Origin of the sequence: Streptomyces sp. NPDC049915 (assembly GCF_040656475.1) — a bacterium.
GTDB lineage: Bacteria > Actinomycetota > Actinomycetes > Streptomycetales > Streptomycetaceae > Streptomyces.
On record NZ_JBFAMH010000001.1, the window covers coordinates 451,589 to 476,426 of the forward strand.

The 24,838-nt window shown below is 73.3% G+C and carries 21 protein-coding genes and 2 pseudogenes; 10 read left to right on the forward strand and 13 right to left on the reverse strand.

Going from position 1 to position 24,838, the window contains the following annotated elements:
* Window positions 1-13 precede the first annotated feature (13 nt).
* From AB0J12_RS01905 to AB0J12_RS01915, 3 genes are read left to right on the forward strand one after another with little or no spacing between them, the layout of a single operon-like run.
* Entirely contained in the window at window positions 14-799 is a 786-nt protein-coding gene (locus AB0J12_RS01905) for an ABC transporter ATP-binding protein (protein ID WP_363262153.1), read from the forward strand.
* Entirely contained in the window at window positions 786-1,718 is a 933-nt protein-coding gene (locus tag AB0J12_RS01910; RefSeq protein WP_363262154.1) for an ABC transporter permease, read from the forward strand. The genes AB0J12_RS01905 and AB0J12_RS01910 overlap by 14 nt, the downstream gene beginning before the upstream one ends.
* A gap of 5 nt (window positions 1,719-1,723) precedes the next feature.
* Complete coding sequence (locus tag AB0J12_RS01915; RefSeq protein WP_363262155.1) at window positions 1,724-2,470, forward strand: sirohydrochlorin chelatase; 747 nt, start codon at window positions 1,724-1,726, stop codon at window positions 2,468-2,470.
* 93 nt (window positions 2,471-2,563) lie between these two features.
* Here AB0J12_RS01915 and AB0J12_RS01920 read toward each other — a convergent pair whose 3' ends face one another.
* Together AB0J12_RS01920 and AB0J12_RS01925 are read right to left on the reverse strand one after the other, a co-directional pair.
* Window positions 2,564-3,247: an NAD(P)H-binding protein gene (locus AB0J12_RS01920; protein WP_363262284.1), complete on the reverse strand. Its 684-nt coding sequence runs from the start codon at window positions 3,245-3,247 to the stop codon at window positions 2,564-2,566.
* Window positions 3,230-4,081 (reverse strand): annotated as a pseudogene (locus AB0J12_RS01925) (EamA family transporter); the annotation flags it as partial. The gene AB0J12_RS01920 and the pseudogene AB0J12_RS01925, both read right to left, overlap by 18 nt.
* Before the next feature lie 79 nt (window positions 4,082-4,160).
* On the opposite strand from AB0J12_RS01925, the gene AB0J12_RS01930 reads away from it, so the two are divergent.
* A complete protein-coding gene (locus tag AB0J12_RS01930) occupies window positions 4,161-5,042 on the forward strand; it encodes a LysR family transcriptional regulator (RefSeq protein ID WP_363262285.1) in 882 nt (293 codons plus the stop codon).
* On the opposite strand, the gene AB0J12_RS01935 is transcribed toward AB0J12_RS01930, so the two are convergent.
* A complete protein-coding gene (locus AB0J12_RS01935) occupies window positions 5,035-5,682 on the reverse strand; it encodes a DsbA family protein (protein WP_363262156.1) in 648 nt (215 codons plus the stop codon). The two genes, AB0J12_RS01930 and AB0J12_RS01935, sit on opposite strands and share 8 nt — an antisense overlap.
* A 145-nt stretch (window positions 5,683-5,827) precedes the next feature.
* Window positions 5,828-6,424, reverse strand: coding sequence for a TIGR03086 family metal-binding protein (locus tag AB0J12_RS01940; RefSeq protein ID WP_363262157.1), 597 nt, complete (start codon window positions 6,422-6,424; stop codon window positions 5,828-5,830).
* Window positions 6,425-6,503: 79 nt separating this feature from the next.
* Between AB0J12_RS01940 and AB0J12_RS01945 the strand changes: the two genes are divergently transcribed.
* The gene (locus AB0J12_RS01945) at window positions 6,504-7,364 is read left to right on the forward strand and encodes an aldo/keto reductase (protein ID WP_363262158.1); all 861 of its coding nucleotides are present in this window, start codon (window positions 6,504-6,506) and stop codon (window positions 7,362-7,364) included.
* Here the strand turns inward: AB0J12_RS01945 and AB0J12_RS01950 are convergent.
* Complete coding sequence (locus AB0J12_RS01950; protein ID WP_363262159.1) at window positions 7,336-7,881, reverse strand: DUF1697 domain-containing protein; 546 nt, start codon at window positions 7,879-7,881, stop codon at window positions 7,336-7,338. The two genes, AB0J12_RS01945 and AB0J12_RS01950, sit on opposite strands and share 29 nt — an antisense overlap.
* A 261-nt stretch (window positions 7,882-8,142) precedes the next feature.
* Here AB0J12_RS01950 and AB0J12_RS01955 point away from each other — a divergent pair, with 261 nt between their 5' ends.
* A complete protein-coding gene (locus AB0J12_RS01955) occupies window positions 8,143-10,392 on the forward strand; it encodes an MMPL family transporter (protein ID WP_363262160.1) in 2,250 nt (749 codons plus the stop codon).
* A gap of 83 nt (window positions 10,393-10,475) precedes the next feature.
* Here the strand turns inward: AB0J12_RS01955 and mgt are convergent, their stop codons facing one another.
* The 4 genes from mgt to AB0J12_RS01975 are packed head-to-tail and all read right to left on the reverse strand — an operon-like array spanning window position 10,476 to window position 14,786.
* A complete protein-coding gene (mgt, locus tag AB0J12_RS01960) occupies window positions 10,476-11,678 on the reverse strand; it encodes a macrolide-inactivating glycosyltransferase (RefSeq protein ID WP_363262161.1) in 1,203 nt (400 codons plus the stop codon).
* Between the two features lie 59 nt (window positions 11,679-11,737).
* Window positions 11,738-13,021 (reverse strand): extracellular solute-binding protein, encoded by a 1,284-nt coding sequence (locus AB0J12_RS01965; RefSeq protein WP_363262162.1) that lies wholly within the window; start codon window positions 13,019-13,021, stop codon window positions 11,738-11,740.
* On the reverse strand, window positions 13,021-13,854 hold the full coding sequence (locus tag AB0J12_RS01970; RefSeq protein WP_363262163.1) for a carbohydrate ABC transporter permease: 834 nt from the start codon (window positions 13,852-13,854) through the stop codon (window positions 13,021-13,023). The genes AB0J12_RS01965 and AB0J12_RS01970 overlap by 1 nt, the downstream gene beginning before the upstream one ends.
* Entirely contained in the window at window positions 13,851-14,786 is a 936-nt protein-coding gene (locus tag AB0J12_RS01975) for a sugar ABC transporter permease (RefSeq protein WP_363262164.1), read from the reverse strand. The genes AB0J12_RS01970 and AB0J12_RS01975 overlap by 4 nt, the downstream gene beginning before the upstream one ends.
* Window positions 14,787-14,934: 148 nt before the next feature.
* Between AB0J12_RS01975 and AB0J12_RS01980 the strand changes: the two genes are divergently transcribed.
* The gene (locus tag AB0J12_RS01980) at window positions 14,935-15,792 is read left to right on the forward strand and encodes an aminoglycoside phosphotransferase family protein (protein ID WP_363262165.1); all 858 of its coding nucleotides are present in this window, start codon (window positions 14,935-14,937) and stop codon (window positions 15,790-15,792) included.
* A gap of 41 nt (window positions 15,793-15,833) precedes the next feature.
* On the opposite strand, the gene AB0J12_RS01985 is transcribed toward AB0J12_RS01980, so the two are convergent.
* Window positions 15,834-19,337: a CHAT domain-containing protein gene (locus tag AB0J12_RS01985; protein ID WP_363262166.1), complete on the reverse strand. Its 3,504-nt coding sequence runs from the start codon at window positions 19,335-19,337 to the stop codon at window positions 15,834-15,836.
* A gap of 75 nt (window positions 19,338-19,412) precedes the next feature.
* Here AB0J12_RS01985 and AB0J12_RS01990 point away from each other — a divergent pair, with 75 nt between their 5' ends.
* Both AB0J12_RS01990 and AB0J12_RS01995 read left to right on the forward strand, forming a co-directional pair.
* The gene (locus AB0J12_RS01990; protein WP_363262167.1) at window positions 19,413-19,598 is read left to right on the forward strand and encodes a hypothetical protein; all 186 of its coding nucleotides are present in this window, start codon (window positions 19,413-19,415) and stop codon (window positions 19,596-19,598) included.
* The gene (locus AB0J12_RS01995) at window positions 19,595-20,338 is read left to right on the forward strand and encodes a hypothetical protein (protein WP_363262168.1); all 744 of its coding nucleotides are present in this window, start codon (window positions 19,595-19,597) and stop codon (window positions 20,336-20,338) included. Before AB0J12_RS01990 ends, AB0J12_RS01995 begins: the two co-directional genes overlap by 4 nt.
* A gap of 135 nt (window positions 20,339-20,473) precedes the next feature.
* On the opposite strand, the pseudogene AB0J12_RS02000 reads toward AB0J12_RS01995, so the two are convergent.
* A pseudogene (locus AB0J12_RS02000) lies at window positions 20,474-21,352 on the reverse strand (LysR family transcriptional regulator); the annotation flags it as partial.
* 94 nt (window positions 21,353-21,446) lie between these two features.
* On the opposite strand from AB0J12_RS02000, the gene AB0J12_RS02005 reads away from it, so the two are divergent.
* Complete coding sequence (locus AB0J12_RS02005) at window positions 21,447-22,409, forward strand: DMT family transporter (RefSeq protein ID WP_363262169.1); 963 nt, start codon at window positions 21,447-21,449, stop codon at window positions 22,407-22,409.
* Window positions 22,410-22,552: 143 nt separating this feature from the next.
* On the opposite strand, the gene AB0J12_RS02010 is transcribed toward AB0J12_RS02005, so the two are convergent.
* Complete coding sequence (locus tag AB0J12_RS02010) at window positions 22,553-23,275, reverse strand: 3'-5' exonuclease (RefSeq protein WP_363262170.1); 723 nt, start codon at window positions 23,273-23,275, stop codon at window positions 22,553-22,555.
* A gap of 107 nt (window positions 23,276-23,382) precedes the next feature.
* Window positions 23,383-24,651 carry an SAV2148 family HEPN domain-containing protein gene (locus AB0J12_RS02015; RefSeq protein WP_363262171.1) on the reverse strand — a complete coding sequence of 423 codons (1,269 nt, stop codon included), beginning with the start codon at window positions 24,649-24,651 and terminating at the stop codon, window positions 23,383-23,385.
* Between the last annotated feature and the right edge of the window lie 187 nt (window positions 24,652-24,838).

Consider the following 24,838-nt stretch of genomic DNA (forward strand, 5'->3'; position numbering starts at 1 on the left):
GGAGGTGACGACCATGGCCACCGCGATCATGAAGGCCGAAGGCGTCCAGGCAGTCGAGTACGCCGCGCGTATCGAGCACGTGTCGAAGTCCTTCGCCGGGCCCGCCGGGCAGCAGCTCGTGCTGGACGACATCAGCCTCGATGTCGCTCCGGGCGAGTTCGTCACCCTCCTGGGGGCCTCGGGCTGCGGCAAGTCGACACTGCTGAACCTGGTGGCGGGCCTGGAGCGGCCCACCGCCGGCAGCATCGACACCGACGGGCGTCCGGCCCTGATGTTCCAGGAGCACGCCCTGTTCCCGTGGCTGACCGCGGGCAAGAACATCGAACTCGCCCTGAAGCTGAGGGGCGTACCCAAGAGCGAGCGGCGCGACCGCGCCGAGGAACTGCTCGAACTGGTCCGGCTCAAGGGCTCGTACGGCAAGCGGGTGCACGAGCTGTCCGGCGGTATGCGCCAGCGCGTGGCGATGGCCCGCGCGCTCGCGCAGGACAGCCGGCTGCTGCTGATGGACGAGCCGTTCGCGGCGCTGGACGCCATCACCCGGGACGTGCTGCACGACGAGCTGACCAGGATCTGGCAGGAGACGGGGGTGTCGGTGCTGTTCGTCACGCACAACGTGCGCGAGGCGGTCCGGCTCGCCGAGCGCGTGGTGCTGCTGTCCTCCCGGCCGGGCCGGGTGGCGCGCGAGTGGCGGGTGGGCATCCCGCAGCCGCGGCGCATCGAGGACGCTCCCGTGGCCGAACTGTCCCTGGAGATCACCGAAGTACTGCGTGGGGAGATCCGCCGTCATGGCCAGCACTGACACGACCGGCACGACGGCGGACAGCCCCGGCCGGGCCACTGCGGACACCGCCGACCGGGCCGGTGGTCTCGGCGGCCTGGAGGCGGGCCTGGACGCCCTGGAGTCCTCGGCGACCGGCCGTCCGCCCTTCCGCGAGACCTTCGTCCGGAAGATCCTGCCGCCGATCGTCGCGGTCGCGGTGGTCCTGGTGCTCTGGCAGGCCCTGGTCTCCCTGAAGATCGTCGACGACCCGACGAAGCTGCCCACGCCCGCGGACGTCGGCGCCGAGTTCAAGGACGCCTGGCTCAAGGGCGAGCTGCTCGGCTACATCTGGACGTCCATCTCACGCGGTCTGCTCGGCTTCCTCTTCGCGCTCGCGATCGGCACCCCGCTGGGGCTCATCGTGGCGCGGGTGAAGTTCGTGCGCGCCGCGATCGGCCCGATCCTGTCCGGTCTGCAGTCCCTGCCGAGCGTGGCGTGGGTGCCGCCGGCGGTGATCTGGCTGGGCCTGAACAACTCGATGATGTACGCGGTGATCCTGCTCGGCGCGGTCCCGTCCATCGCCAACGGCCTGGTCTCCGGCATCGACCAGGTGCCGCCGCTGTTCCTGCGCGCGGGCCGCACGATGGGCGCGACCGGTCTGCGGGGCGCCTGGCACATCGTGATGCCGGCCGCGCTGCCGGGCTATCTCGCCGGTCTGAAGCAGGGCTGGGCGTTCTCCTGGCGGTCGCTGATGGCCGCGGAGATCATCGCCTCCTCCCCCGACCTCGGCATCGGCCTGGGCGCGCTGCTGGAGAACGGCCGCAACGCCAGCTCGATGTCCATGGTGTTCGAGTCCATCGTCTTGATCCTGTTCGTCGGCATCGCGATCGACCTGCTGATCTTCAGTCCGCTGGAGCGGGCCGTGCTGCGCAGCCGCGGCCTGCTGGTGAAGAGCTGAGTTTCATGTCCCACGCCCCCGTCCTCCTCGTCATCGCCCACGGCAGCCGCGACCCGCGGCACGCGGCGACCGTGCACGCCCTGGTGGAGCGCGTACGGTCGCTGCGGCCCGGCCTGCGCGTGGAGACCGGGTTCCTGGACTTCAACATCCCCTCGGTGCAGGGGGTGCTGGAGTCCCTGGCGGCGGAAGGCGTCCGTGATGTCGTGGCCCTGCCGCTGCTGCTGACGCGGGCCTTCCACGCCAAGGCGGACATCCCGGCGGTCCTGCGGGACGCCCCGCGGAGCCTGCGGATCCGGCAGGCGGACGTCCTCGGTCCGTCGCCACTGCTGCTGTCGGCGCTGGAACGGCGGCTGTACGAGGCGGGGCTGACCCCCGCCGACAAGTCCTCGACCGGGGTCGTGCTGGCCTCGGCGGGGTCCACCGACCCGGAGGCGATCGCAGTGATCGCAGCAATCGCGCGGGAGTGGCGGCACACCGGTTGGTGCGCCGTGCGGCCTGCGTTCGCCTCCGCATCCCTTCCCCGGACCGAGGACGCGGTGCGCGAGCTGCGTGCGCAGGGCTGTGCCAAGGTCGCGGTTGCGCCGTATGTGCTGGCTCCCGGGTCTCTGCCGGACCGGATCGCTCGGGGCGCGGACGCCGCGGACGCGGAGGTTCTCGGGGATGTGCTGGGAGCCTCTCCTGAGGTGGCGCGGGTGCTGCTGGAGCGGTACGAGGCGGCTGTCATGCCGTTGCCTGCGGCGCTGGGGGCGTGAGCGCTCCGCTGCGTCTGCCGGGTTCTGATGTCTTGCGGCTGCGGCGGCATTGTGGCTGGTCGCGCCGTTCCCCGCGCCCCTTTGGGGCGCGTTTCAGTGGGCCCGCACCGTGATGTGACGGTCTGCTCCCGGGTTCTCCAGTTCGTCGAGTATCGCTACGGCCATGTCCTCCGCGCTGATGCGTGAGCTGCCGTCGGGGGCGGTGAGGAGGGTGTCGGTGCCTCGGCGGTATCGGCCGGTGCGGGGGCCGGGTGCCAGCTCGGCCGGGGGGCTCAGGTAGACCCAGTCGGCGGTGGCGTGGGACCTGCAGGCTTCCAGTTGGGCGATCCCGGCGGCCGCCACGGCCCGGTACTCGGCGGGGACGTACGCGGGGTTGTCGGCGACGAGCAGTTCCTGGTCGCCGGGGCTGCGCAGCGCACCGGCCCCGCCGACCACCAGGACGCGTGTCCCGCGCTCCGCGGCGGCGTCCAGCACGGTGCGGGTGGTGCCGGTGAGGAACGCGGCGTCGGCGGGGAAGGTCCGTACGGCCAGGACGACGGCGTCGGAGCCGGCCAGCGCCTCGCGCAGGGCGGACGGGTCGTTCGCGTCGACCGCGACCGGTGTCACGCCCGGGTCGTCGCTCACGGGCTTGCGGGACAGGGCACGCACCCGGTGTCCGCGCGAGCGGGCCTCGGCGATCACACGGCTGCCGACCATCCCGGTGGCGCCGAGCACGGCGATCGTCTTCTGTGTGGACATGGAAGGGCTTCTCCTGATGTCGAGTTGGGCCGCGAGCATGGCGGCCAGGGCAAGAACGAACCCGGTGGTCTGCGGCCAGGTCAGCGACTCGCCCAGCGCGATGCCGACCACGGTCGCGACCAGCGGCGACAGCAGCACCAGCGGGGCGGACGCGCCGACCGGGAGCCGGCCGATCCCGCGGAACCAGAGCGTGTAGGCGATGAGTCCGCCCATGCTGCCCAGCCACAGATAGCCGCCGGCCGCACCGGCGTCGATCCGCTCCGGCACTCCCTCGACGGCGAACGTGAGCGGGAGCAGCAGCAGTCCGCCGGCCGTGAGCTGCCAGCCGGCGAGGGTGAGCGGGCCGACACCGGCAGGGCGGCCCCAGCGCTTGGTGAGGACGACACCGCCGGCCATCCCGGCCGTCCCGCCGAGGCCGGCGAGCACCCCGGCGGCGTCCAGCCGGGCCTGCGGGCCGAGGACGACGAGGGCTACGCCGAGCACGCCCAGCACACCCCAGGTCCAGCGCCAGGCCGTCGGCCGGTCGTGCAGCACGGCGATGGCGAGCCCGGCGACCAGGAGCGGCTGTGCGGCGCCGAGCGTGGCGGCGACACCGCCGGGCAGTCGCTCGGCCGCCACGAACAGCAGCGGGAACAGCGCGCCGATGTTGAGCACGCCGAGGACGGCGGCCTTCCACCACCACTGACCGCGCGGCAGCGTCCGGGTGAGCGCCAGCCCGGCCAGCCCGGCGGGCAGGGCACGCATCAGACCGGCGAACAGCGGGTGCCCGGGCGGCAGGAGTTGGGTGGTGACGGCGTAGGTCGTGCCCCAGGACGCGGGAGCGAGCGCGGTCAGGGCGACGGTCGCCGCCCGCCGCGTGGGCGAGGAGTGCATGCCTGGAAGTCTGTCGACCCGGCCATCATGCGTCCAACACATGGTTGTCATGGCAGCCATGCACCATGACCATGGTTCGGTGGATCTCCAGCAGATGCGTTACGCCGTCGCCGTCGCCGACACCCGTAACTTCACCCGGGCCGCCGAGCGCTGCTTCGTGGTGCAGTCGTCGCTCAGTCACCGCATCGCCGCCCTGGAACGGGAGTTGGGCGTGAAGCTCTTCGCCCGGTCCAGCCGTCGCGTCGAACTCACCAGCGCCGGTGCCGCGTTCGTCGCCGCCGCGCGCGAGTGCCTGGCCGCAGCGGATCGCGCGGTCGCCGACGCGGCCGCCGCGACCGGGGTGGTACGGGGCCGGCTCGCCGTGGGTGTCATCGTCACCACGGCCGCCGTGGACGTACCCGAGCTGCTCCGGCGCTACCGGGACCGGCACCCGGACGTCCGGGTCGGCCTGCGCTCCGGCCGCAGCGACGAACTGGCCGCGGCGATCCGCGCCGGCGAGCTGGACATCGCCTTCCTCGGCATGCCGGAGGACGAGCGGCCCACCGGGGTGGAGACGGTCGTCCTCGACCGTGACGAGCATGTGCTGGTGGTGCCGGCCGGGCACCGGCTCGCGGGCGCCGAGCGGGTCACCCTGACGGAGATCGCCGGGGAGACGTTCGTGGACTTCGTCGAGGGCACGCCCGCCCGGGCGCAGTCGGACCGGGCGTTCACCGCCGCCGGACTCGTCCGTGACGTGGCGTACGAGGCCGGCGTGGTGGAGCTGATCACCGGGCTCATCGCGCGCGGCCTCGGCCTGGCGCTGCTGCCGTCGGCGTACATCGGGCCGCTGGCCGCGGGCGATCCGCGTCTGGTGCTGGTGCCGGTGGTCGACGGGCCGCGCCGGGTGGAGTACCTGGCGTGGAGCCGGTTCAACCCCAGCCCGGCGACCCGGGCGATGCTCGAGGTGCTCGGGGTCAGCTGAAGGACAGTCCGCCCGTGCGGGTCCGCTTGAGTTCGAAGACGTCGGGGTCGGCGGCCAGGGTGCGGAAGCTGTCGAAGAGTTCGGCCGCACGCCGGCCGCGCGGGATCGCCCGCAGTACGGGGCCGAACCACACCGTGCCGTCGACGTGGATCGTCGGTGTCCCCACATAGACGCCCGACTCGGGTTCGGCGCCGGCCTCGTGGCTGCGGCGCACCGCGTCGTCGTAGGACGCGTCGTGCGCGGCGGCGGCGAGGTCGGCGGGCAGGCCGAGTTCGGCGAGGGCCTCGGCGATCACCGCGTCGAAGTCCTCCTGCCGCCGCTCGTGGATGCGGCTGCCGAATGCCGTGTACAGGTCGCGCAGGACCTTCTCGCCGTGGCGTTCGGCGGCGGCGACCGCCACCCGCACCGGGCCGATCGACTTGTCGACCAACGTGCGATACCAGTCGGGCAGTTCATTGCCGGTGTTGTGCAGATACAGGCTCATCACGTGGAAGCGGAGGTCGAGCGGGCGCTGCCGTTCGACCTCCAGCAGCCAGCGGGAGGTGATCCAGGCGAAGGGGCAGGCGGGGTCGAAGTAGCAGTCGACGCGGGTGGGCGAGATGCCGGTGGACGCGGTGCCGGTGGGCGAGGTGCTCGTCATGGCGGCGACGCTACCGGCCGGGCGGCCCGGGGGAACGGGCCATTTCGGGGCTGGTTCCCTGGGCCACCCGGCGCGGGCTCGGCGCTGTGCGGCCACGCCCGCCGTGGGCTCACCACTGTGCGGGCACGCCCGCCCTGCCGCGGGCTCAGCGCTGTGCCGTGACGCCCTGCCGCGGGTCGCGTCCACTGGCCGCGAGGGCCCGGTCGAAGACGGGGGCGTCGTCCGGGACGGGCACCGGGTCGGCGAAGCCGTCGTACCGGCGGTACAGCTCGGCGTGCCGGACCACCACGTCGTGCACGAAGCCGGCCGCCTCCGGGGAGATCCGGAACTCCTGGCCGGTGGCCACGGCCACGTCCCAGCCGTGCACCGCCATCTCCTTGATGACCATCCCGGCCAGCTCGGCGGCCGGCAGCGCGGCCGAGCCGAGGTCGATCTCCCCCTCCCAGACGGCCGGGTCCTTCCACGCGGCGACCGCGCGCTGCAACTGGGCCGCGTACGCCTCCGCCCAGTCCGGCTCCGCGGTGAAGTCCCGCGCGGTCAGCTCGTCGGGCAACGGGGTGCGCCGGGCGCGGTGCTCCAGACCGTGCGAGGTGTACAGGACCCAGTGGTTGACCAGGGCACGCACGTCCCAGGCGGAGCAGTGGGTCGGGTCGTTCAGCCGCTCGGCGGGGACACCGCGCGCCACGCGGGCCGCCTCGTCGGCGCATTCGCTCATGTACCGGTGTGCTGCGTCGTACGTCATGGCGTCCACGCTAGGACGGCCGGTGCGGCCCTTCTTGAACAAACGCGACAGCGCACGAGCAGGCCGATACGCTCCCGAAATGATCGATCATATTTTTCCCCTCGGTGGTGATCTGCCGGTCGGGCGGCTGGGCTACGGCACCGCCCAGCTCACCGGCCCCGGCTACTGGGGGCCCCGCGGTGATCCCGCGGACGCGGTGGCGGTGCTGCGCCGGGCGGTGGAGCGCGGCGTGACACTGATCGACACGGCCGACAACTACGGCCCCCGTCTGGCCGAGGAGCTGATCGCCGAGGCGCTGCACCCCTACCCGGAACACCTGGTGATCGCCACCAAGGGCGGTGTCGTACGCACGAGCGATCGCGCCTGGCACATCGACGGACGCCCGGAGCATCTGCGCGCGGCCTGCGAGGCGAGCCTGAAGCGGCTGCGGGTGGACACCGTCGATCTGTACCAGCTGCACCGCCTCGATCCCGGGGTGCCGCCGGCCGAACAGCTCGGCGCGCTCGGCGAGTTGCGCGCGGAGGGCAAGATCCGGCACATCGGTCTGGACACGGTCACCGCCGAGCAGCTCGCCGAGGCCCTCACCTCGGCGCCGGTCGCGGCCGTGCAGAACCGCTACCACCTCCGGGACCGCGCCTCGGAGCCGCTGCTGACGCTGTGCGAGGAGCGCGGCATCGCGTTCCTGCCCTGGTTCCCGCTCGGCAACGGCACGCTCACCCGGGATCCCGTGTGCGCCTCGGTGGCCGCAGCGCACGGCGTCACCCCGGGCCAGGTCGCGCTGGCCTGGCTGCTGCACCGCTCCCCCGTTCTGTGCCCGACGCCCGGCACGGGCAGCCCGGCGCACCTGGAGGAGAACCTGGCCGCGGCGGCGGTACGGCTGACGGACAGCGACATGACCCGGCTGGACGCGCTCAGCCCCCGGTCAGCTCCACGAGCTTGACCACGGTGTTCCAGTTGCGGCTCGTGGCGATCACCCCCTTGTTCACGCGCGGCCGGGACAGGGCCTCGGCGAGCTTGGAGCGGCCGAGGCCGTCCGGGGCGTACAGGTACAGGGCGCGGTCGCCGAGGCGGAACTCCTCCGGGGCGTAGGCGGCCGGGTCGATCTCCGCGAACCGTTCGGGGCCGACCTGCTCGGAGAAGTACGTGACGTGCAGCTGCTTGCCCTCCAGCTCGGCCGCCGGGAACGGGCAGGCGTCGGCGACCGCGCGCAGGTAGGCGTGATCGCGCACGATCACGTCGACCCGGAAGCCGAACTGCCCCTCGATCGCGGCCGTGAGGTCGGCGGCCAGGGAGTCCTCGTCACCGTGCGCCGAGGAGAACACGGCCTGCCCGCTCTGCAGATAGGTGCGTACGTCGTCCAGGCCGAGGCCGGTCATCAGGGTGCGCAGGTCGGCCATCGGCAGCTTCCTGCTGCCGCCCACGTTGATACCGCGCAGCAGCGCCGCATACATCGTCATCCGCCCACCATAGAGCGGCCGTCGCGCCCTGTGGGGGCGGGCACGACGGCCGTCCCACCCCGAGGTACGGCCCCCAGCTCCGGCGACAGATGTAAGGGGCACCGTCCGTCCCTGTGGGGAGGGTGCGGGGGTCCGAGGGGAGGAGCAGGGCCGGCGGCAGTTCACCGGGCAGCACGACGAGATGGCCTTGTCCGGCCCCTACCGTCGACGTGAAAGGTGGTGGCAGGGGGCCGCCACCGCGCACAAGGGGGCAGGCCCGTCATGGACAGTGGGGAATCGCGGGTGCGGGGGATCGCCGCCCGTGCCGGCGGGTGGAGCGCCCGGCACCGCTGGGCGGCGGTCGGCATCTGGGTGCTGTTCGTCGTCCTGGCCATGGGGCTGGGGTCCGCGGCGGGCCGGGTCGACGTCGACGACAGCGACCAGCTCAAGGGGGAGACGCACACCGCGGCTCAGATCATCAAGGACGCCGGGATCGAGGAGCCCGCGAGCGAGACCGTCCTCCTCCAGGCGAAGGACGGCCGGCTGCGGGCGACCGACGCGGAGTTCAGGTCCGCCGTGGACGCCGTCGTCAAGGCCGTCGACGGCACCGGCCGGGTCACGGACGTGACGTCGCCGTACACCACGCACACGATCTCCAAGGACGGGCACAGCGCGCTGGTGCAGTTCGACATGCGCGGCGACGCGGACACCGCCGGTGACCGGGTGGAGCCGGTGCTGAAGGCCGTCGAGGGGGTGCAGAAGGAGCACGCCGGCACGCTGCGGATCGAGGAGATCGGCGGCGCGAGCATGACGAAGACGTTCAGCGACGCGTTCGGGGACGACTTCCAGAAGGCCGAGTACTCGGCCGTACCGGTGGCGCTCGGCATCCTGCTCATCGCCTTCGGCGCGCTGGTGGCGGCCCTGCTGCCGGTGGCGCTGGCGATCACCGCGATCATGGCGACGATGGGCCTGATGGGCCTCGTCAGCCATCTCCAGCCGATGAGCGACACCGCCAACTCCGTGATGCTGCTGGTCGGCATGGCGGTCGGCGTCGACTACTGCCTGTTCTACCTGCGCCGCGAGCGCGAGGAGCGGGCGGCCGGACGGGACGCGCGCACGGCCCTCAGGATCGCCGCCGCCACCAGTGGCCGGGCGATCGTGGTCTCCGGCGTCACCGTGTGCGTGGCGATGGCGGGCATGCTGTTCACCGGGCTCGCCACCTTCGAGGCGATGGGCCTGGCCTCTCTGATGGTGGTGGCCGTCGCCATGGTCGGCTCGGTCACCGTGCTGCCGGCGGTGCTGTCGCTGCTCGGCGAGCGCGTGGAGAAGGGCCGTCTGCCGTTCCTGAGCCGTCGCCGGCGCAAGGGCAACGGGGAGAGCCGGTTCTGGTCGGCTGTCCTCAAGGGCGTCCTGGCCCGGCCCGCGGTGTCCGTGGTGGTCGCGCTCGGCGCGCTGCTCGCCGTGGCGGCGCCCGCGCTCGGCATGAAGACGCAACAGCTCACCCTGGACCAGGAGTTCGGTGACTCGCTGCCCCTCGTGCAGACCTACAACCGTCTCAACGACGCCTTCCCGGGCGGCTCGGAGCCGGCCCAGGTGGTCGTGAAGGCCAAGGACATCGACGCCCCGGAGGTGAAGGCGGCGCTCGCCGACTTCCGGGACCTGGCGATCTCCTCGGGCGCCTCGCGCGGCCCGGTCGACATCAAGGTCCACGAGAAGCAGAACGTCGCCTTCGTCTCCGTCCCGCTGGTCGGCGGCTCCGACCAGGACAAGGCGGGCGCCAGCCTGGAGAAGCTGCGCGACGACGTGCGCCCGGCGACGCTGGGCAAGGTGGCGGACGTCCAGGCGCCGATCACCGGGCAGGTCGCGGGCTCGCACGACTTCAACGACCAGCTCGTCGGCTCGGTCGTACCGGTCTTCGCCTTCGTGGTGGTGTTCGCCTTCGCGCTGATGCTGCTGTCGTTCCGCTCGCTGACCATCGCGATCACCTCGATCGTGCTGAACCTGCTGTCGGTGGGCGCCGCGTACGGCATCCTCGTCGCGGTCTTCCAGCACGGCTGGGGGGCGTCCCTGGTCGGCGCGGAAGGGGTCGGCGCGATCATCACCTGGCTGCCGCTGTTCCTGTTCGTGATCCTCTTCGGCCTGTCGATGGACTACCACGTCTTCGTCGTGTCCCGGATCCGCGAGGCGCGGCTGCGCGGCCGGTCGACGAAGGACGCGATCACGCACGGCGTGGTCACCACGGCGGGTGTGGTCACCAGCGCCGCGGTCATCATGGTCGCCGTCTTCGCGATCTTCGGCACGCTGTCGATGCAGTCGATGAAGCAGATGGGCGTGGGCCTGGCGGCCGCCGTCCTGATCGACGCGACCGTCATCCGCGGTGTGCTGCTGCCGGCGGTCATGGCGCTGCTGGGTGAGCGCAACTGGTACCTGCCGAAGTGGCTGCACCGGCTGCCGGACCTGACCCACGACGAGGCGCCGGAGGCCATCGCGGCCGAGCCGGCGCGGGGCGAGGGCGAGCCGCTGCGGGTGTGACGTCCCCAGCAGCGGCCCGAGGGCCCGCCGGTCTGCTGACCGGCGGGCCCTCGTATGGGTACGGCGTGACGGTACGGCGTAGCTCAGCGGACGCGCGTGGGCAGTTCGGCCTCGATGAGGTCGGCTGCCCGCCGGGTGCCGCCCTCCTGGGCCATCCGGGCCTGGATCTCCTTCAGCCGCCGGGCCACCTCCGCGTCGCCGACCAGCGCGAGAGCGGCCTCGCGCAGCGCCTCGGCGGTCGCCTCCTTTGTGGCCAGTTGCCGTGCCACACCGAGCTGCTGGAGCACGTCGGCGTTGCCGAACTGGTCCGCCGCCTGTGGTACGGCGATCATCGGCGTGCCCGTGGCCAGCCCCTCCTGGCTGCCGCCCGCCCCGGCGTGCGTGACGAACAGGTCGGCCTCCTTCAGGATCGCCAACTGCGGCACCCAGTCGCGCACTTCCACGTTCTTTGGTACGTCGCCCAGGTCTGCGGGATCGACGTGCTTGCCGATCTGCAGCACCGTGTGCCAGCCGGGCAGATCGCCGAAGGCGCGCACGCATTCCCGGTAGAAGGTGGGCTGCTTGGTGAAGGCGGAGCCCAGCGACACCAGCACCACCTTCTCGGCGCCGGCGGGCCGCCGCCACGTGCCCTGCGCGGTGCGGTCGCCCTGGCAGGCGCCGACGAAGGTGTACACACGCTCGTCGACCCGGTCGGACTGCGGCTGCAGCGCCTTCGGGATCAGCACCAGGGAGCGGGCGGGCCGGCCGGCGAAATCGTCGGGGTGCTGCGTGATGCCGTTCTCCTCCAGCCAGGCCCGGAAGCGGGCGTAGTACGCCTGGCCGCGCGGCGTCTTCTTCGGCTCCGCCCACATCGGCTCGGCGACCTCCTCCTCGTAGCCCTCCCAGGCGACGAGGCTGGGCGAGAGGGAGATGGCGGGGACGCCCCAGCGGTGGGCGAGGACACGGCCCGGGTAGGACGCGATGTCGTGCAGCACGAGGTCCGGTTCGTCGCCCCGGTAGGCCTCGATCAGCTGTGGCAGGGCTTGGACGGCGTCGTTCAGAAACGGTTCGACGTTGTCCAGCAGGGTGTCGCCCCACGCCGACGGGTCGTCGTCGGGCGAGGGCAGGGTGGAGTTCCAGAGCTTGGGTTCGGCACCGGTCTCGGCGACCTTGTCGGCGAGGAGCGGCGGGATGGCGTACGTGACCCGGTGCCCGCGCGCGACGAGCTCCCGGATCACCTCGAGGCTGGGGTTCACATGGCCGTGGGCGGCGATGGAGAACATGGCGATGTGGGCGCGACTGGTCATGGGCAGCACCCTAATCGAGACGAGACGTCTCGTCCAAGCATTTCGAGGGCGACCGGAAGTCAGCGCTGGTAGCGGGCCAGGACCAGGTTGCCGTCGCCTTCGAGGCGGCGGCGCAGTTCGGGGAGGCCGATCGCGCCGCTGTAGTACTCCTGGAAGGCGGGGGTGGCCACCTTGTCCTTCCACTCGGGGTAGCCGCGCACCGACTGCGCGGGCGCCGAGGTGAGCCGGCCGGCCAGGGCGGTGCCGGTGGCCCAGCCGTCCTTCGCGGTGTGCAGGGCGGGGTCGCTCAACGCCTCGGTGCCCGTGGGCAGCATCCAGTCGCCGAGCGCCAGCCGGACCATGTTCTTCGGCCGCAGCAGGAAGTCGAGGAACGCGGCGGCCTCCTTCTTGTGCGGGCTGTCCTCGGCGATCGAGAGGGTCTGCGGGCTGACGCCCTGGGTGAGCCCGCCCGCGCCGGCCGGGGCGGGCAGCACCTGCCAGGCGAAGCCCTTCGGCGCCTGCTGGGCGATCTGCTGGCGGTAGGAGAAGCCGAGCGGCACCATCGCGTACCGGCCGCCGAAGAAACCGGGCAGGGTGTCGGAACCACCGCTGCCGAGGGTGGAGCGCGGGGCGCTGTGGGCTCCGCTCACCTGGTCGCGGATGGTGCGCGGCACTTCGGCGTCGGCGGAGTCGAAACGGACGGTGACCTTCCCGTCGGCGCCGCGGTGGAAGAGCCGGCCGCCCGCGGACAGGGACAGGTTGAGCGTCGCGGACACCGGCTCCTTCAGCGGCCAGGCCACTCCGTACCGGCCGTTTCCGCTGAGCCGCTTGGTCACCTGCCGGAACTCCGGCCAGCTCCAGGGGTGTTCGGGCGACGGGATGCGGACGCCCGAGCGGCGCAGCCAGGTCGCGTTGGCGATGAGCACGCGCGGTTCCTGGAGGAAGGGCACGCCGTAGACGCCTTCACCGAAGGTCGTCGTCGCCCAACTGTGCTGCGGGATGGCGTCCTTGAGCCGTCGCGGGAGCAGGCCGGTGAGGTCGGCGAGGTAGCCGCCGTGCGCGAAGTCGGCGAGGTCGTCGGCGGCGTCGTGGATGACGTCGGGGGCCTCGCCGCCCTCGAAGGAGGTGAGCAGCTGGTCGTGGACGCTGTCCCAACTGCCCTGGACGTACTCGACCTGTACGTCCGGATGCGCGGCGTTCCACTCGCCCACCAGCTCCTTCGTGGCACGCACGGACTCGTCCTGCCAGGCGAGGGACTGGAAGCGCAGGGTGACGCGCCCGTCGTCCCCGGCATGCGGTGAGCACGCGGCGAGGAGCAGCACGAGTACCGTCAGCAATCGGGTGCACGTCAGCGTGGTACGCATCAGCCTCTCACCGCCCCGGCGAGCAGCCCGCCCGCGATCCGCCGCTGCACCAGCGCGAAGAAGGCCAGCGAGGGGATCGTGGCGAGCACGGACGCGGCGGCCAGCGGCCCGAGGTCGGCGACGCCCTCCGCGCCGATGAAGTGGGTGAGCACCACCGGCAGGGTCTGTTTCTCCGGGCTCTTGAGCAGCACCAGCGCGAAGAAGAACTCGTTCCACGCGGTGACGAACGCGAACAGCGCCGTCGCCGCGATGCCCGGGGCGAGCAACGGTGCCGTCACCGACACGAGGATCCGCAGCCGCCCGGCCCCGTCGACGGCCGCCGCCTCCTCCAGCTCCACCGGCACGGCCCGGACGTACCCGGTGAGCAGCCACAGCGCGAACGGCAGCGCCCACACGACGTACACCATGACCAGCCCCGCCGGGGAGTCGACCAGCCGCAGGGCGCGCAGCAGCAGGAACAGCGGAATGATCAGCAGCACGAAGGGGAACGCCTGGCTGACCACCACCCAGCCGCTCGCCGCCCGCGCGAGCCGGGTGCGGTGCCGGGCCAGGGCGTACGCCATGGGCGTGGCCAGGCATACGGCGATCAGGGCGGCGGCGAGCGCGATGAGCAGGGAGTTGGCCGCGGCCCGCAGCAGGGGCTGCTCGTCGAAGGCCTGGCGGAAATTGGCCAGGGTGGGGTCCTTCGGGAGCCAGGTGGGGTGCAGACGGGCCAGCTCGCGCGGCGGCTTGAAGGCGGTGGACAGCAGCCACAGGAAGGGGAACGCGAGGAAGACCAGGTACGCCAGCAGCGCGGCGTACTGGCCGGCGCGGGCACTCCTGCGGACCTTCACCGCTCCTCGCCTCCCCGCAGCCGGCCCGCCAGGAACACGGCGAGACAGACGGCGACCACCGCGACCAGCACACAGCCCATCGCGGCCGCATAGCCGAACTGCCCGTACCGGAAGGCCTCTTCGTAGGCGAAGAGCATCGGAAGCCGGGTGCGTCCGCCGGGACCGCCGCTGGTGAGGACGTAGACCAGGGCGAAGGCGTTGACGTTCCAGATGAGGTTGAGCGCGGTGATGGCGAGGGCGACCGGGCGCAGTGCGGGCCAGGTGACCGCGCGAAAGCGGCGCCAGGCGCCCGCGCCGTCCAGGGCGGCGGCCTCGTGCAGATCACGCGGGGTGTTCTGCAGGCCGGCGAGGAGGGCGACCGTGGTCTGCGGCAGGCCCGCCCAGACGCCGACGACGATCACGGCGGGCAGGGCGGTGGACAGGGAGCCGAGCCAGTCGCGGCCGCCGCCGAGGCCGAGGCCGCGCAGCGTCTCGTTGAGCACGCCGGCGTCGGTGTTGTAGACGAGCCGCCACATGATGCCCACCACGACCTCGGGCATGGCCCACGGCACGATCGCCAGCGCCCGGGCGAGCCAGCGCAGCCTCAAGTCCTGGTTCAGCAGCAGGGCGAGGCCGAGCGCGAGCAGGAACTGCGGGACGGTCACGCCGACGGCCCACACCAGGCCGATCCGGAACGACTCCCAGAAGAGGGTGTCGTGCAGCAGGTCGCGGAAGTTGAGGGCGCCGATCCAGTGGGTGGGCGCGGCGCGGCCGGACTGCGCGTCGGTGAACGCCAGCAGGAGGCCGTAGAGCAGCGGGCCGACGCTCAGCACGAGGATGGGCAGCAGTGCGGGCAGGACGAGGAACCAGGCGCCGCGGTCGCGGGGCAGCCCCGGGCCCCGGGAGCGCGGCGCGTGCGGGGCCGGCCGCCTCACGTCCGCCACTGCCGTCACGGAATCAGCCCCTTTGGACACCCTTGGGTTGGCATGACCATGGTTGTAAACGGCGTGGCCGCCGTCAAGGGACCGCGCACCGGGGCCGACCTGTACGAATGCGAGACTGACGCAGACACGGTGCGGGAACGTGAAACGGAGGCGGACGATGGACGAGGCGCGGGCGCGGGAGGTACTGGCCACGGCGAAGGTGCCGGAGGCCGGGGACGCGCGGCTGCTCGCCCTGGGCGAGAACGCGGTGTTCGCCGCCGGTGACCTGGTCGTCAAGGTGGGCCGCGACGCCGAACTGCTGGAGCGCGCCCGCCGCGAACTGGACATCGCGCGGTGGCTGGCGGACGCGGACGTCCCGGCCGTCCGCGCGGCCGAGCCGGAGCCGCTGCTGGTCGAGGGGCACCCGGTCACCGTGTGGCACCGGCTGCCGGACGCGGTACGGCCCGCCGAGCCCCGCGACCTGGCCGCGCTGCTGCGGATCGTGCACGCCCTGCCCACGCCCTCCTTCGAGCTGCCACGCCGGGAGCTGCTGGGCGGGGTGGAGCGCTGGCTGCGGCTCGCGGGCGACGCCATCGACCCGGCCGACGCCGCCTACCTGCGCGAGCGCCGGGACGGCTTCGCCTCGGCCGCGGCGGCGCTCACCCCGCACCTGACGCCGGGCCCGATCCATGGCGACGCCCTGCCCCGCAACGTCCACATCGGCCCCGACGGCCCGGTCCTGGTCGACCTGGAGACCTTCTCCTCGGACCTGCGCGAGCACGACCTCGTGGTCATGGCCCTCTCCCACGGCCGCTACGGCCTGCCCGCCGACGCCTACGACGCCTTCACCGCCGCCTACGGCTGGGACGTACGGGAGTGGGAGGGCTGCGCGGTGCTGCGCGGCGCGCGGGAGACGGCCAGCTGCGCCTGGGTCGCCCAGCACGCGCCGAGCAACCCCAAGGCCCTCGCCGAGTTCCGCCGCCGGGTGGTGTCACTGCGCGAGGGCGACGCGACGGTGCGGTGGTTCCCCTTCTGAGCTGCTGCTGAGCGGTCGAGGCCGCGCGCGACGGTGACGGATCAGGTGCCGAAGAACACGAACGCGCCCCAGCCGGCCGCGTCGGCGAACACCGGGAAGCGGTAGCCGCCCCCGGAGGCGGCCAGGCGACGGTGCCGGTCGGTGTCGAGGGACAGGGCCCCGGCGTGAAGGGCTGACACGTCGGTGGGCGGGACGTCCGCGTGGGTGTGGGGGACGTTCGCGCCGATGTGCGGGACGTCCGCGTCGGCCGTGCCCGCCAGCCGGTGGGCCAGCCGCAGCATCTCGCGGCTCAGATCGTCGGCCGCGGCGGGGCGCTGCGGCGTCTCCAGCCGGGAGCAGGCCCAGCCGACCAGGTCGGCGGCGGTCATGGCCGCCATACGCCGCTGGGCGCGGGCCAGCGCGTCCGCGACCACCCCGGCGTCCCAGGAGGGCTCGGCGGCCAGTGACTCGTAGAACAGGGACATCAGCACCGCCGTCTCGTGGTCCAGCACCGGCCACTGACTGACGATCAGCCCGCGCGCACCGGCGGACAGCAGGGCGTGCCCGAGGCCGGTCAGCTCGTCGCCGCGCCGCACCCGGTGGCGGCCGCTGCCGCAGGCGCTGAGGGTGACGAGCGCGCCCGACCAGTCCAGAGCGGCGAGCTGGTCCACGGTCACCACCTCGCCCCCGGCGGATCCGGTGCCGCGGGCGAGCAGCAGGCCGCTGCGTTCGGGGCGCCGCTCGTCGAACGTCGCGTGGCAGGCCAGATGCACCAACGACAGCTGCTCCGCGGCGGTGACGGCCTCCTGGAGCCACTCGCCCGTGACCGTGTGGCCGACCCGCTCGGTGCCACCCAGCCGGTGGGCGACCTCGGCGCACTCACTGCGGCAGAACACCAGCTCCGGGCCGCCGTCTGCGCGCCCGGCGCCGGGGAAGCCGCCCACCACGACCGTGCCGTCCCGGTGCCAGGGGCCGCCGGACGAGCGCAGCAGCGACGCCGACGGCAGGTAGCGCAGCGGCGGGCGGCTGTGGGCACCGGCAGGGTCGGGCGACAGATGCATCGGTACACCGTGCAGCGGGCCGTGGGGCACGACGAGCACCGAGCCCGCCGGGTTCACGCCATGCGCTGTGCTCGCGGCGTCCGCGGAGTCGGCGGAGTCGGCGGAGTCGGCAGCGTCCGCCCCGTTCGCCGGGCCCGCCGGGTTCGCCGCATGTGCGGCGCCGTCGACGACCGAGCGGAGGGCCGCGTGCAGGGGCCCCACCAGCAGGGAGCCGAGGGCACGTTGCCGGTCCCGGCGGTTGCGGGCGGTGCGCAGTGCCCGCATCCGGTCGGTTCCGTCCCGCAGGCCGAGGGTGTCGTGCCGGCCCACGGTCACCAGTTCCGGTTCGGCGCGGCCCGGCACGATCACGAACGCGTACAGCGCCTCCGCCCCGCTCCACAGCTCCACCAGGGCGGTGGCTCCGGAGCGGGCGAGCAGACGCGCCGCCTCGCGTGCCGTGATGGGCTCGGCCATCCGGTGGCGGCGTACCTCGGGGCGCGTGTCCGCCAACCGGTCCCAGAGGGCGGCCAGTTCGGCGCGTACCGCCACCAGCTCGTCCTCCACGGCGTACAGCCGGCGGATCCGCTCGTCGGGCCGCTCGTCCTGCCGCCACAGCGACAACTCCTCGCGCAGCCTTCGCTGGCGGCGCCACAGGTCGTGTTCGCGGGCGAGCGGGTCGGCGGCGGCATGGTCGGTGGAGGCGGCGGGGGCCGGGGCATCCATCACTCCGTGCCGCACCGCGTCCAGCAGCGAGCGGCTCCGGTCCCGCTCCGCCAGGGTGAAGCCCTGTTCGACCTGGCCGATCGCCAGCGCGACCTCCACCGCTTCCGCGTAGGGCGGGGTGGTGAGCGTGTGGAAGTCGGGCAGCGGTCCGAGGTCCAGGGCACGCCGGCGCACCTCCTCGTGGGCGTCGCACGCCGCGGTCAGCCGGTCGAGCAGCTCCGGGCTGCGTTCGCCCCGGCGGAAGCGGTGCGCGCCGACCGCCAGGGACGCCACCATGACCGTCTGCGGTGCGGGGTGGCGCGCGGCGAGTGCGGTGAGCCGTTCCACCGTCTCGGCGGCCTCGGCGTCCCGCCCGGTCCTCTCGGCCAGGTACAGCCGTACGGTCAGCCGTGCCGCCAGCCGGTATGCCGACGGGCCGTCGGCGGACCCGGCGGCCGCGATGCCGAGTTCGCTGTAATCACGGGCCAACTCGTAGGCGCCGTAGCCCATGCAGATCTGTGCCAGCCGGCTGTCGTGCACCCCGAAGTCGTCTCCGGGCGCGTCCTCGGGCAGGGTGGAGGCGGCCGCGCCGAGACGCCGGCGCAGGGAGAAACGGCTGAGCGCCCGTGCCCGCAGCAGGAGCATGAGCTCGTCCTCCTCACCGATGCCGAATCGGTTGACCGCGATGGCCAGATGGCGCAGCGCGATGCTCTCCCGGAACGCGTCGCCGAGGCCGTGCGTCACCTCCCGCGACCGCACGAGCATCTCGTGAGCACGGTCGTGGGCGCCCGCGTACAGCAGGATGATCCCGCGCAGATTCCACACCTGCGGCATCTCGTGCAGCGCCTGAAGGTGGGCCCAATGCGCCTCGGCGCGGTGCAGCAGCTCCTCCGCACCCACCAGGTCCCCTTCCTCGAACCGCCGTTCGGCCCGGTCGGCCAGGTCCCGGCCCTCAGTCGCGTGCAGCCCGATGTCCAGCGCGATCTCCGCGTCGCCCACGCCCGGCTCGGCGGCGTACCGCTCGCGCAGCACCTGCACAGTACGGGCCTCGATGGCCCGGACCCGCTCGTCGTACCCGGGACCGTAGTGTTCCTCTTCGATCCGGGCGTGCAGCCGTAACCCCAGGTCGTGGGCGCGGGTGAACGCGACGCCGGCGGCGGCCTCGTCACCGGCGGCACGGTGCAGGTCCGCCAGGTTCAGCCAGGCCTTGTACGCGTCGTGCTCGGCGCCCGCGGCGGCCAGCAGCCGCGCCGCCTCCTCGGTGTGCCGCGCGGCCTCGTCCCAGTGGCCCTGCCGGTCGAGCTCCCGGGCAAGGTTGTCGGTGACGATGCCGCGCTGGGCGCCGGTGAGCTCCTGAACCTCCAACGCCGCGCGCAGCAACTCCTCGGCGCCGTCGCGACCGTGCCGGATCAGGGCCGTGGCGTGGTTCTGCAGGACCATCGCGTAGCCCATGGCATCGCCGGCGTTCCGGGCTGCCCGGGCCGCCTCCTCGAACCAGCCGACGGCCCGCCGCAAGTCCCCCAGCGCCACCGCTGTGAGGGCGAGCCCCTCCAGGGCACCGCTGCGGGTCTGCTCCGTCGTGGCGGCGTCCCGGCACTTCTCGTAGTACGCGAGTGCCTCCGCCGGCCGCCCCTCGGTCCGCGTCACCTGGCCGAGCAGCCGGTAGAGCAGGAACCGCGCTTCGGCGTCGGCCACCTGTTCCGAGACGGTCTCCAGGGCGAGCAGCAGCCGTTTCGCCTCCGCCGTTCGCCCCTGGGCGAGTTGGCCGTGGGCGTACAGCAACGCCTCCTGGTACCGGGCGAGTCGGACGTCGTCGTCGGTCACACCGCCTCCGGTGGGTCTGCGCGATCCGGTGACGGGTCACCCATGACGGCCCGCCGTTCAGACATACTCTGACGCATGAGCATCCCGGACGACGTCGATCCGCCCACCCCGCAAGCGGGTGCCGTGCGGCTGTCGGAGGACGGCGAACTGCAGTACTGGGACGGCACCGAGTGGCTTCCCTATCTCCGGCTGGCCGAAGGCGAGACGTTCCACCACTCAGTGGTGTTCCGCGTTGACGATGCCGAGCAGGACGACCGGTGACCTCGCCGCTGCCCGACCCGGCCACCGCGGGGCCTACCGCCGACCCCGCCGCCACGGGCCCCGCGGACGCCGTGACCGATCTGCGGACCACGGCCCGCTGGACGATCGCGGCCACGGCGGCCGTCGGCGCACTGCTGCTGGGCGGCGGTCCGCTGGTGGCCGTCGGCCGCATCCACGGCTGGGCGGACGCTGCCGCCGCGTTCGGCGGGCTCGCGCTGGCCGTGCTCGGCATCGGCTGGGCCATCTGGCAGACCGGCGAGGCGCTGACGCCGCGCCTGGCCACGCTCGCTGATCTCGGCACCCCCGGCATGGCCGGTCTGCGCGAGGCCGTCGCCCGCGATCCGTCCGCCTACTTCGGCCCGTACGCCTCCCTGGACGAGCTGTCCGCCGGACGCCGGCTGCACGAGAAGATCGCCGCCGAGCTGGCGGTACGGCTGGCCCGCGAACCGGACGCGGACCACACGCGGGTGCTCCAGCAGGGCCTTGCCGACGCCCGCGCCAACGCGCAACAGGCCCGTGCGCTCCAGCAGCGGCTGCTCACGCTGATCCACGCCTGGGCGGTGCGCGACGCGGTGCGCCGGGCGCGGGTGCACACCCTGGCGGCCTTCATGGTCGTGACCCTCGGCGCGGTGCTGTTCCTGACCGCGACCCACGAGGACCCGCCCGCGCAGCCGGCCAAGTCCGCGCGAGCCTCCGTGTCACCTACGGGGGTCCACCCCGCCGCCACCGTGCCGCGTTGAGCGGGGGCTGTCAGGTTGCGGACCGCCGGCCCGCTCGGCGTCCCGTTCACCGGCATCCCTCGCGTCGGCGTCCCGCTCATCGGCGTCGCGTTCGCCGGTGTCGATTTCTCCGGTGTCGCGCTGACTGATCGCCCGGGCGGCGCGGCGGAGTTCCGTCAGCACCGTGCGGACCGCCGCTCTCGCCGTGCGTTCCGGGCGGCACAGCACGTCGATGTGACGGCGGGCCTGCACTCCGCTGAGCGGCCGCAGGACCAGGTCCGGGTGGGGGCGCATGGTCCAGCGCGGCATCAGCGCGAGGCCGCCGCCGGCGGCGACGGCCTCGGCGACCACCGCGAACTCGTTGATGCGGTGCGCCAGATGCAGCCGGCGACCTGCCGCCGCGGCGATCGCCTCGATCGTCGCCAGCACCGGGAAACCGTCGTGCACCGTGATCCACGGCTCGTCGGCCACGTCCCGCGGGCTCAGCCGCTCCTTGCCGGCGAGCGGGTGCCCGGCTGGCAGCGCCACGTCGAGCGGCTCACGCAGCAGCGTCGTCGCGGCGACGGTGCCCGGCCAGGGCGGGGCGTGGTCCAGACGGTGGGCGAGCACCAGGTCGTAGACGCGTGTCAGCCGGGGGAAGTCCTCCTGCGGCACGTCCTCGTCGGCGAGTGCGAGCCGAGGCCCGCCGGGGGCGCCGAGGGCACGCAGCAGCAGCGGGAAGAAGGCGGAGCCCGCGCTGTGGAACGCGGCCAACGACACTTCCCCGTCGGCCCGCCCCACGAAGTCCTCCACGGCGTGCCGGGCCCGGGCCAGCGCCGTCTCCACGTCGGCGGCCGCGGCCGCCAGCGCCTGCCCCGCGTCGGTGAGTACGAGGCGCCGGCCCTGCCGCTCGGTCAGCGGCACCGGCATCGTGCGCTGCAGCAGCCGTAGCTGCTGGGAGATCGCCGACGGGGTCACCAGCAGCGCCTCGGCGACCGCGCTGACGCTGCCCAGTTCCCCCAGCTCGCGCAGGATCCGCAGCTGCCGTTCGTCCATTCCCGCAGTGTACGGGCATGGTGTAGGGCTGCTAAAAGATCGTTGAAGGAAGTGGTGCTGGGCTTCAGGGTCGTGGCCGGTGCACGGTGGGCGGGTGTCCGACGCCCGCCGTACCGATGCGGTACTCCTCCTGGTCGCACTCGTCTGGGGCTCCAGTTATCTCTCCGCCCAGACGGCCACGGCCGCGCTGCCCGTCCTGTCCGTCCTCTTCGCTCGTTACGCCCTCTCCTTCCTGGCGTGCGTGGCCTGCCTCGCCCTGATCGCCGGCCGCCGCGGGCCGCTGCGGCCGCGCCGTGACGAGTGGCGTGCCGGGCTGCCGCTCGGCGTCACCCAGGCCGCGGTGCTGGTCGGGGAGACCTACGGCGTCGCCCACACCACGGCCGCCAACGCGGGGCTGATCATCAGCCTGACCATCGTCCTCACCCCCCTTTTCGACCGCTCCGGTCACCCGGGCGGGCTGCCCGGCTCCTTCTACGCCGCCGCCGGGGTGTGCCTGTTCGCCGTCGGGCTGCTGATGTCCGGCAACGGCTTCCACGCGCCCCGCCTCGGCGACCTGCTGATGCTGGCCGCCGCCGGGGTGCGGGCGGCGCATGTAGCCCTGGTCGGCCGGCTCACCACCCGACGGGCCGTGCGCCCGCTGCATCTGACGACGGTGCAGACGGCCGTCGGTACGGCGCTGTTCCTGCCCGCGTCCGCCGCCGGGCTGCCGGACCTGGTCCGCGCCCCGGCCGCCACCTGGACGCAGCTGTTCTACCTCGCCCTGTTCTGCAGCGTGTTCGCCTTCCTCGCGCAGACCTGGGCGGTGCAGCGCACCTCCGCCAGCCGGGCCAGCCTGCTGCTGGGCACGGAGCCCGTGTGGGCCGCGGTGGTCGGGATCGCGCTCGGCGGCGAGCACCTCACGGCGCTCACGGGACTGGGCGCGGGGCTGATGGTCGCGGGGACGTACTGGGGGCAGGCGGTGGAGCGGGGGCATCGGCATCGCACGATGTCCGCGACAGCCGGTGAGCAGACGGACGGGACGGTCCCCCGGCGGGCTCCGACACTCACCGGCACCTGACGGCACACCGCCGGGTGGAAGGTGATGCCCGGTCAGCTCAGACCCAGGGTCCGGCTGCCCCGGGACGGGTCATACCTGCTCTGCGGGTCCGGTTGCCCTGGGGTCGGTCACTGCTGCGCAGGCTCCGGTCGCCCCGCAGCGCGTCACACCCGCTCCCCCGCCACCTCGCGCACCGGCCACCTGCCGTCCACGACCGCGTCCGCCTCGCCCTTGCGGCGGAGGAAGGCCTGGAAGTCCGCCGCCCACTGCGCGTACCACTCGACCTGGCGGTGGTGCAGCTCCGCCGGGCCCAGGGCCGCGATCTTGGGGTGGCGGTCGGCTATCGCGCCTGCCAGGCGGGCCGCGGCGAGGGCGTCGGCGGAGGCGTCGTGCGCGGCGTCGAGCGGGACGCCGTACTCCGCGCAGACGGCTTCGAGGTTGCGTTTGCCGCGGCGGTAGCGGTCGGCCCAGCGGTCGATGGTGTAGGGGTCGACGACCGGGGCCGGGTCCTGGCCGCCGAGCCGGTCCCGCAGGGACGGCAGGCCGTGCCGCAGCAGTTCGGCGGAGAGCAGGGTGAGGTCGAAGGCGGCGTTGTAGGCGACGACCGGGACGCCCGTCTTCCAATATCCGGCCAGGACGTCCGCGATCGCGTCGGCGACCTGGTCCGCCGGCCGTCCCTCGGCCGCCGCGCGCTCGTTGCTGATGCCGTGCACCGCCACCGCGTCCGCCGGGATCTCCACCCCGGGATCCGCGAGCCATTCCCGGTGCCCCAGCACCTGCCCGGCCCTGACCTCGATCACGGCGCCGGCGACGATGCGCGCCTCACACGGATCCGTGCCGGTGGTCTCCAGGTCGAAGCCGATGAGCAGCTCGCGGTGCCAGGCCATGGCGGCCCCCCTTCTCGGTGGTGCTGTCCCCCAGTGGCCTCCACCATCGCACGGCCCACTGACAATCGACCGGCGGCCGCTTCACCCGGCCCCGGTCGAGGGACACTTCAGGACACGGGACGCGAATCCGCCCAAGCCATCTCGAACTCCTCCCGGTAGGTGGAGAAGAGCCCGCCGTCCTCGACGCCCTCCGACTTCACCACCCGGTTGCCGCCGCGCAGCACCAGCACCGGTGCCTCCATGCCCCGCGCCCGCCGCAGATAGGACTGCACGACGGCGATGCCGTCCGCGCCGTCGCCGTCGACGAGGTAGGCGGTGAAGCGCGGGGTGTCGTCGTACACCTGGATCTCGAACGCGCCGGGGTCGCGCAGCCGGGCGCGGACCCGGCGTATGTGCAGGATGTTCATCTCGACCGCGCGGCTCAGCTCGCCGCGCTTCATGCCCAGTTCCCGCTCGCGCCGCTTCACGGCGCTGGAGGCCGGGTTCAGGAAGAGCAAACGGATACGGGCGCCGGCCTCGGCGAGGCGGACCAGGCGGCGGCCGGAGAAGTTCTGCACGAGCAGGTTGAGACCGATGCCGATGGCGTCGAGCCGGCGGGCCTGGCCGAAGATGTCCTCGGCCGGGAACTGGCGCATCAGCCGCACCCGGTCGGGGTGGACGGCGACGACGTCCGCGTACCGGTCGCCGACGAGGTCCTCGACGGCGTCGACGGGCAGCCGGCGCGCGGAGGGCACGTCGCCGCTGGTGCCGAGCATCTCCAGCAGCCGCGCGGAGGCCCGCTCGGCCTGCCCGAGGACCGCCTCGGACAGGGCACGGTTGCGGGAGACGACGTTGCGGGTCACCTCCAGCTCGTCCAGGGCCAGCTCGACGTCGCGGCGGTCGTCGAAGTAGGGCTCGAAGCACGGCCAGTGCTGCACCATCAGCTCACGCAGCTGCGGCAGCGTCAGGAAGCTGATGACGTTGTCGTCGGCCGGGTCCAGCAGATAGCCCTTGCGGCGGCTGACCTCGCGGACGGCTGCCGCGCGCTGCACCCACTCCTGTCCGGCGGGGCCAGCGGCGGCGACCACCCAGTCGTCGCCGTGGACGGGCTCGTAGACTGGCCGCAGCACGGCGGCCACGACGGCCCGCAGCCGCTGCTCGACGAGGTTCAGCCAGATGTAGGCCCGGCCGGCCCGCTGGGCGCGGATGCGCACCTCGCGCCAGGCGTCGGCATCCCAGTCCAGCTCCGGTCCGATGGCGCCACTCTGCATGGGCCTGGCCAGCGACACCGCTCCGGGCGGGACCTCTGCGGAGTTCCCCTCACGACCCTCGTCACCAGGGGGTAGCTCCAGCTCTCCCGAGCCCACCCGCGCACCGCCTTCCGCTCCCCCGAGCACTCCCCGCTCCCAACGATCAAGGAAGGGTACTCCGCGAGCGCCCGGCCATGCAGCCCGATGAGCCGGGTCTCTTCTCAACTGCGCCGATTCCCGGGGCCGTTCCGGGCAGCCGGGTGCACGGAGTGAGCGGATTCATAGCGCACACTGACACCCGGTCACATACGCACAGGCGTTCCCCTGCCCTCAC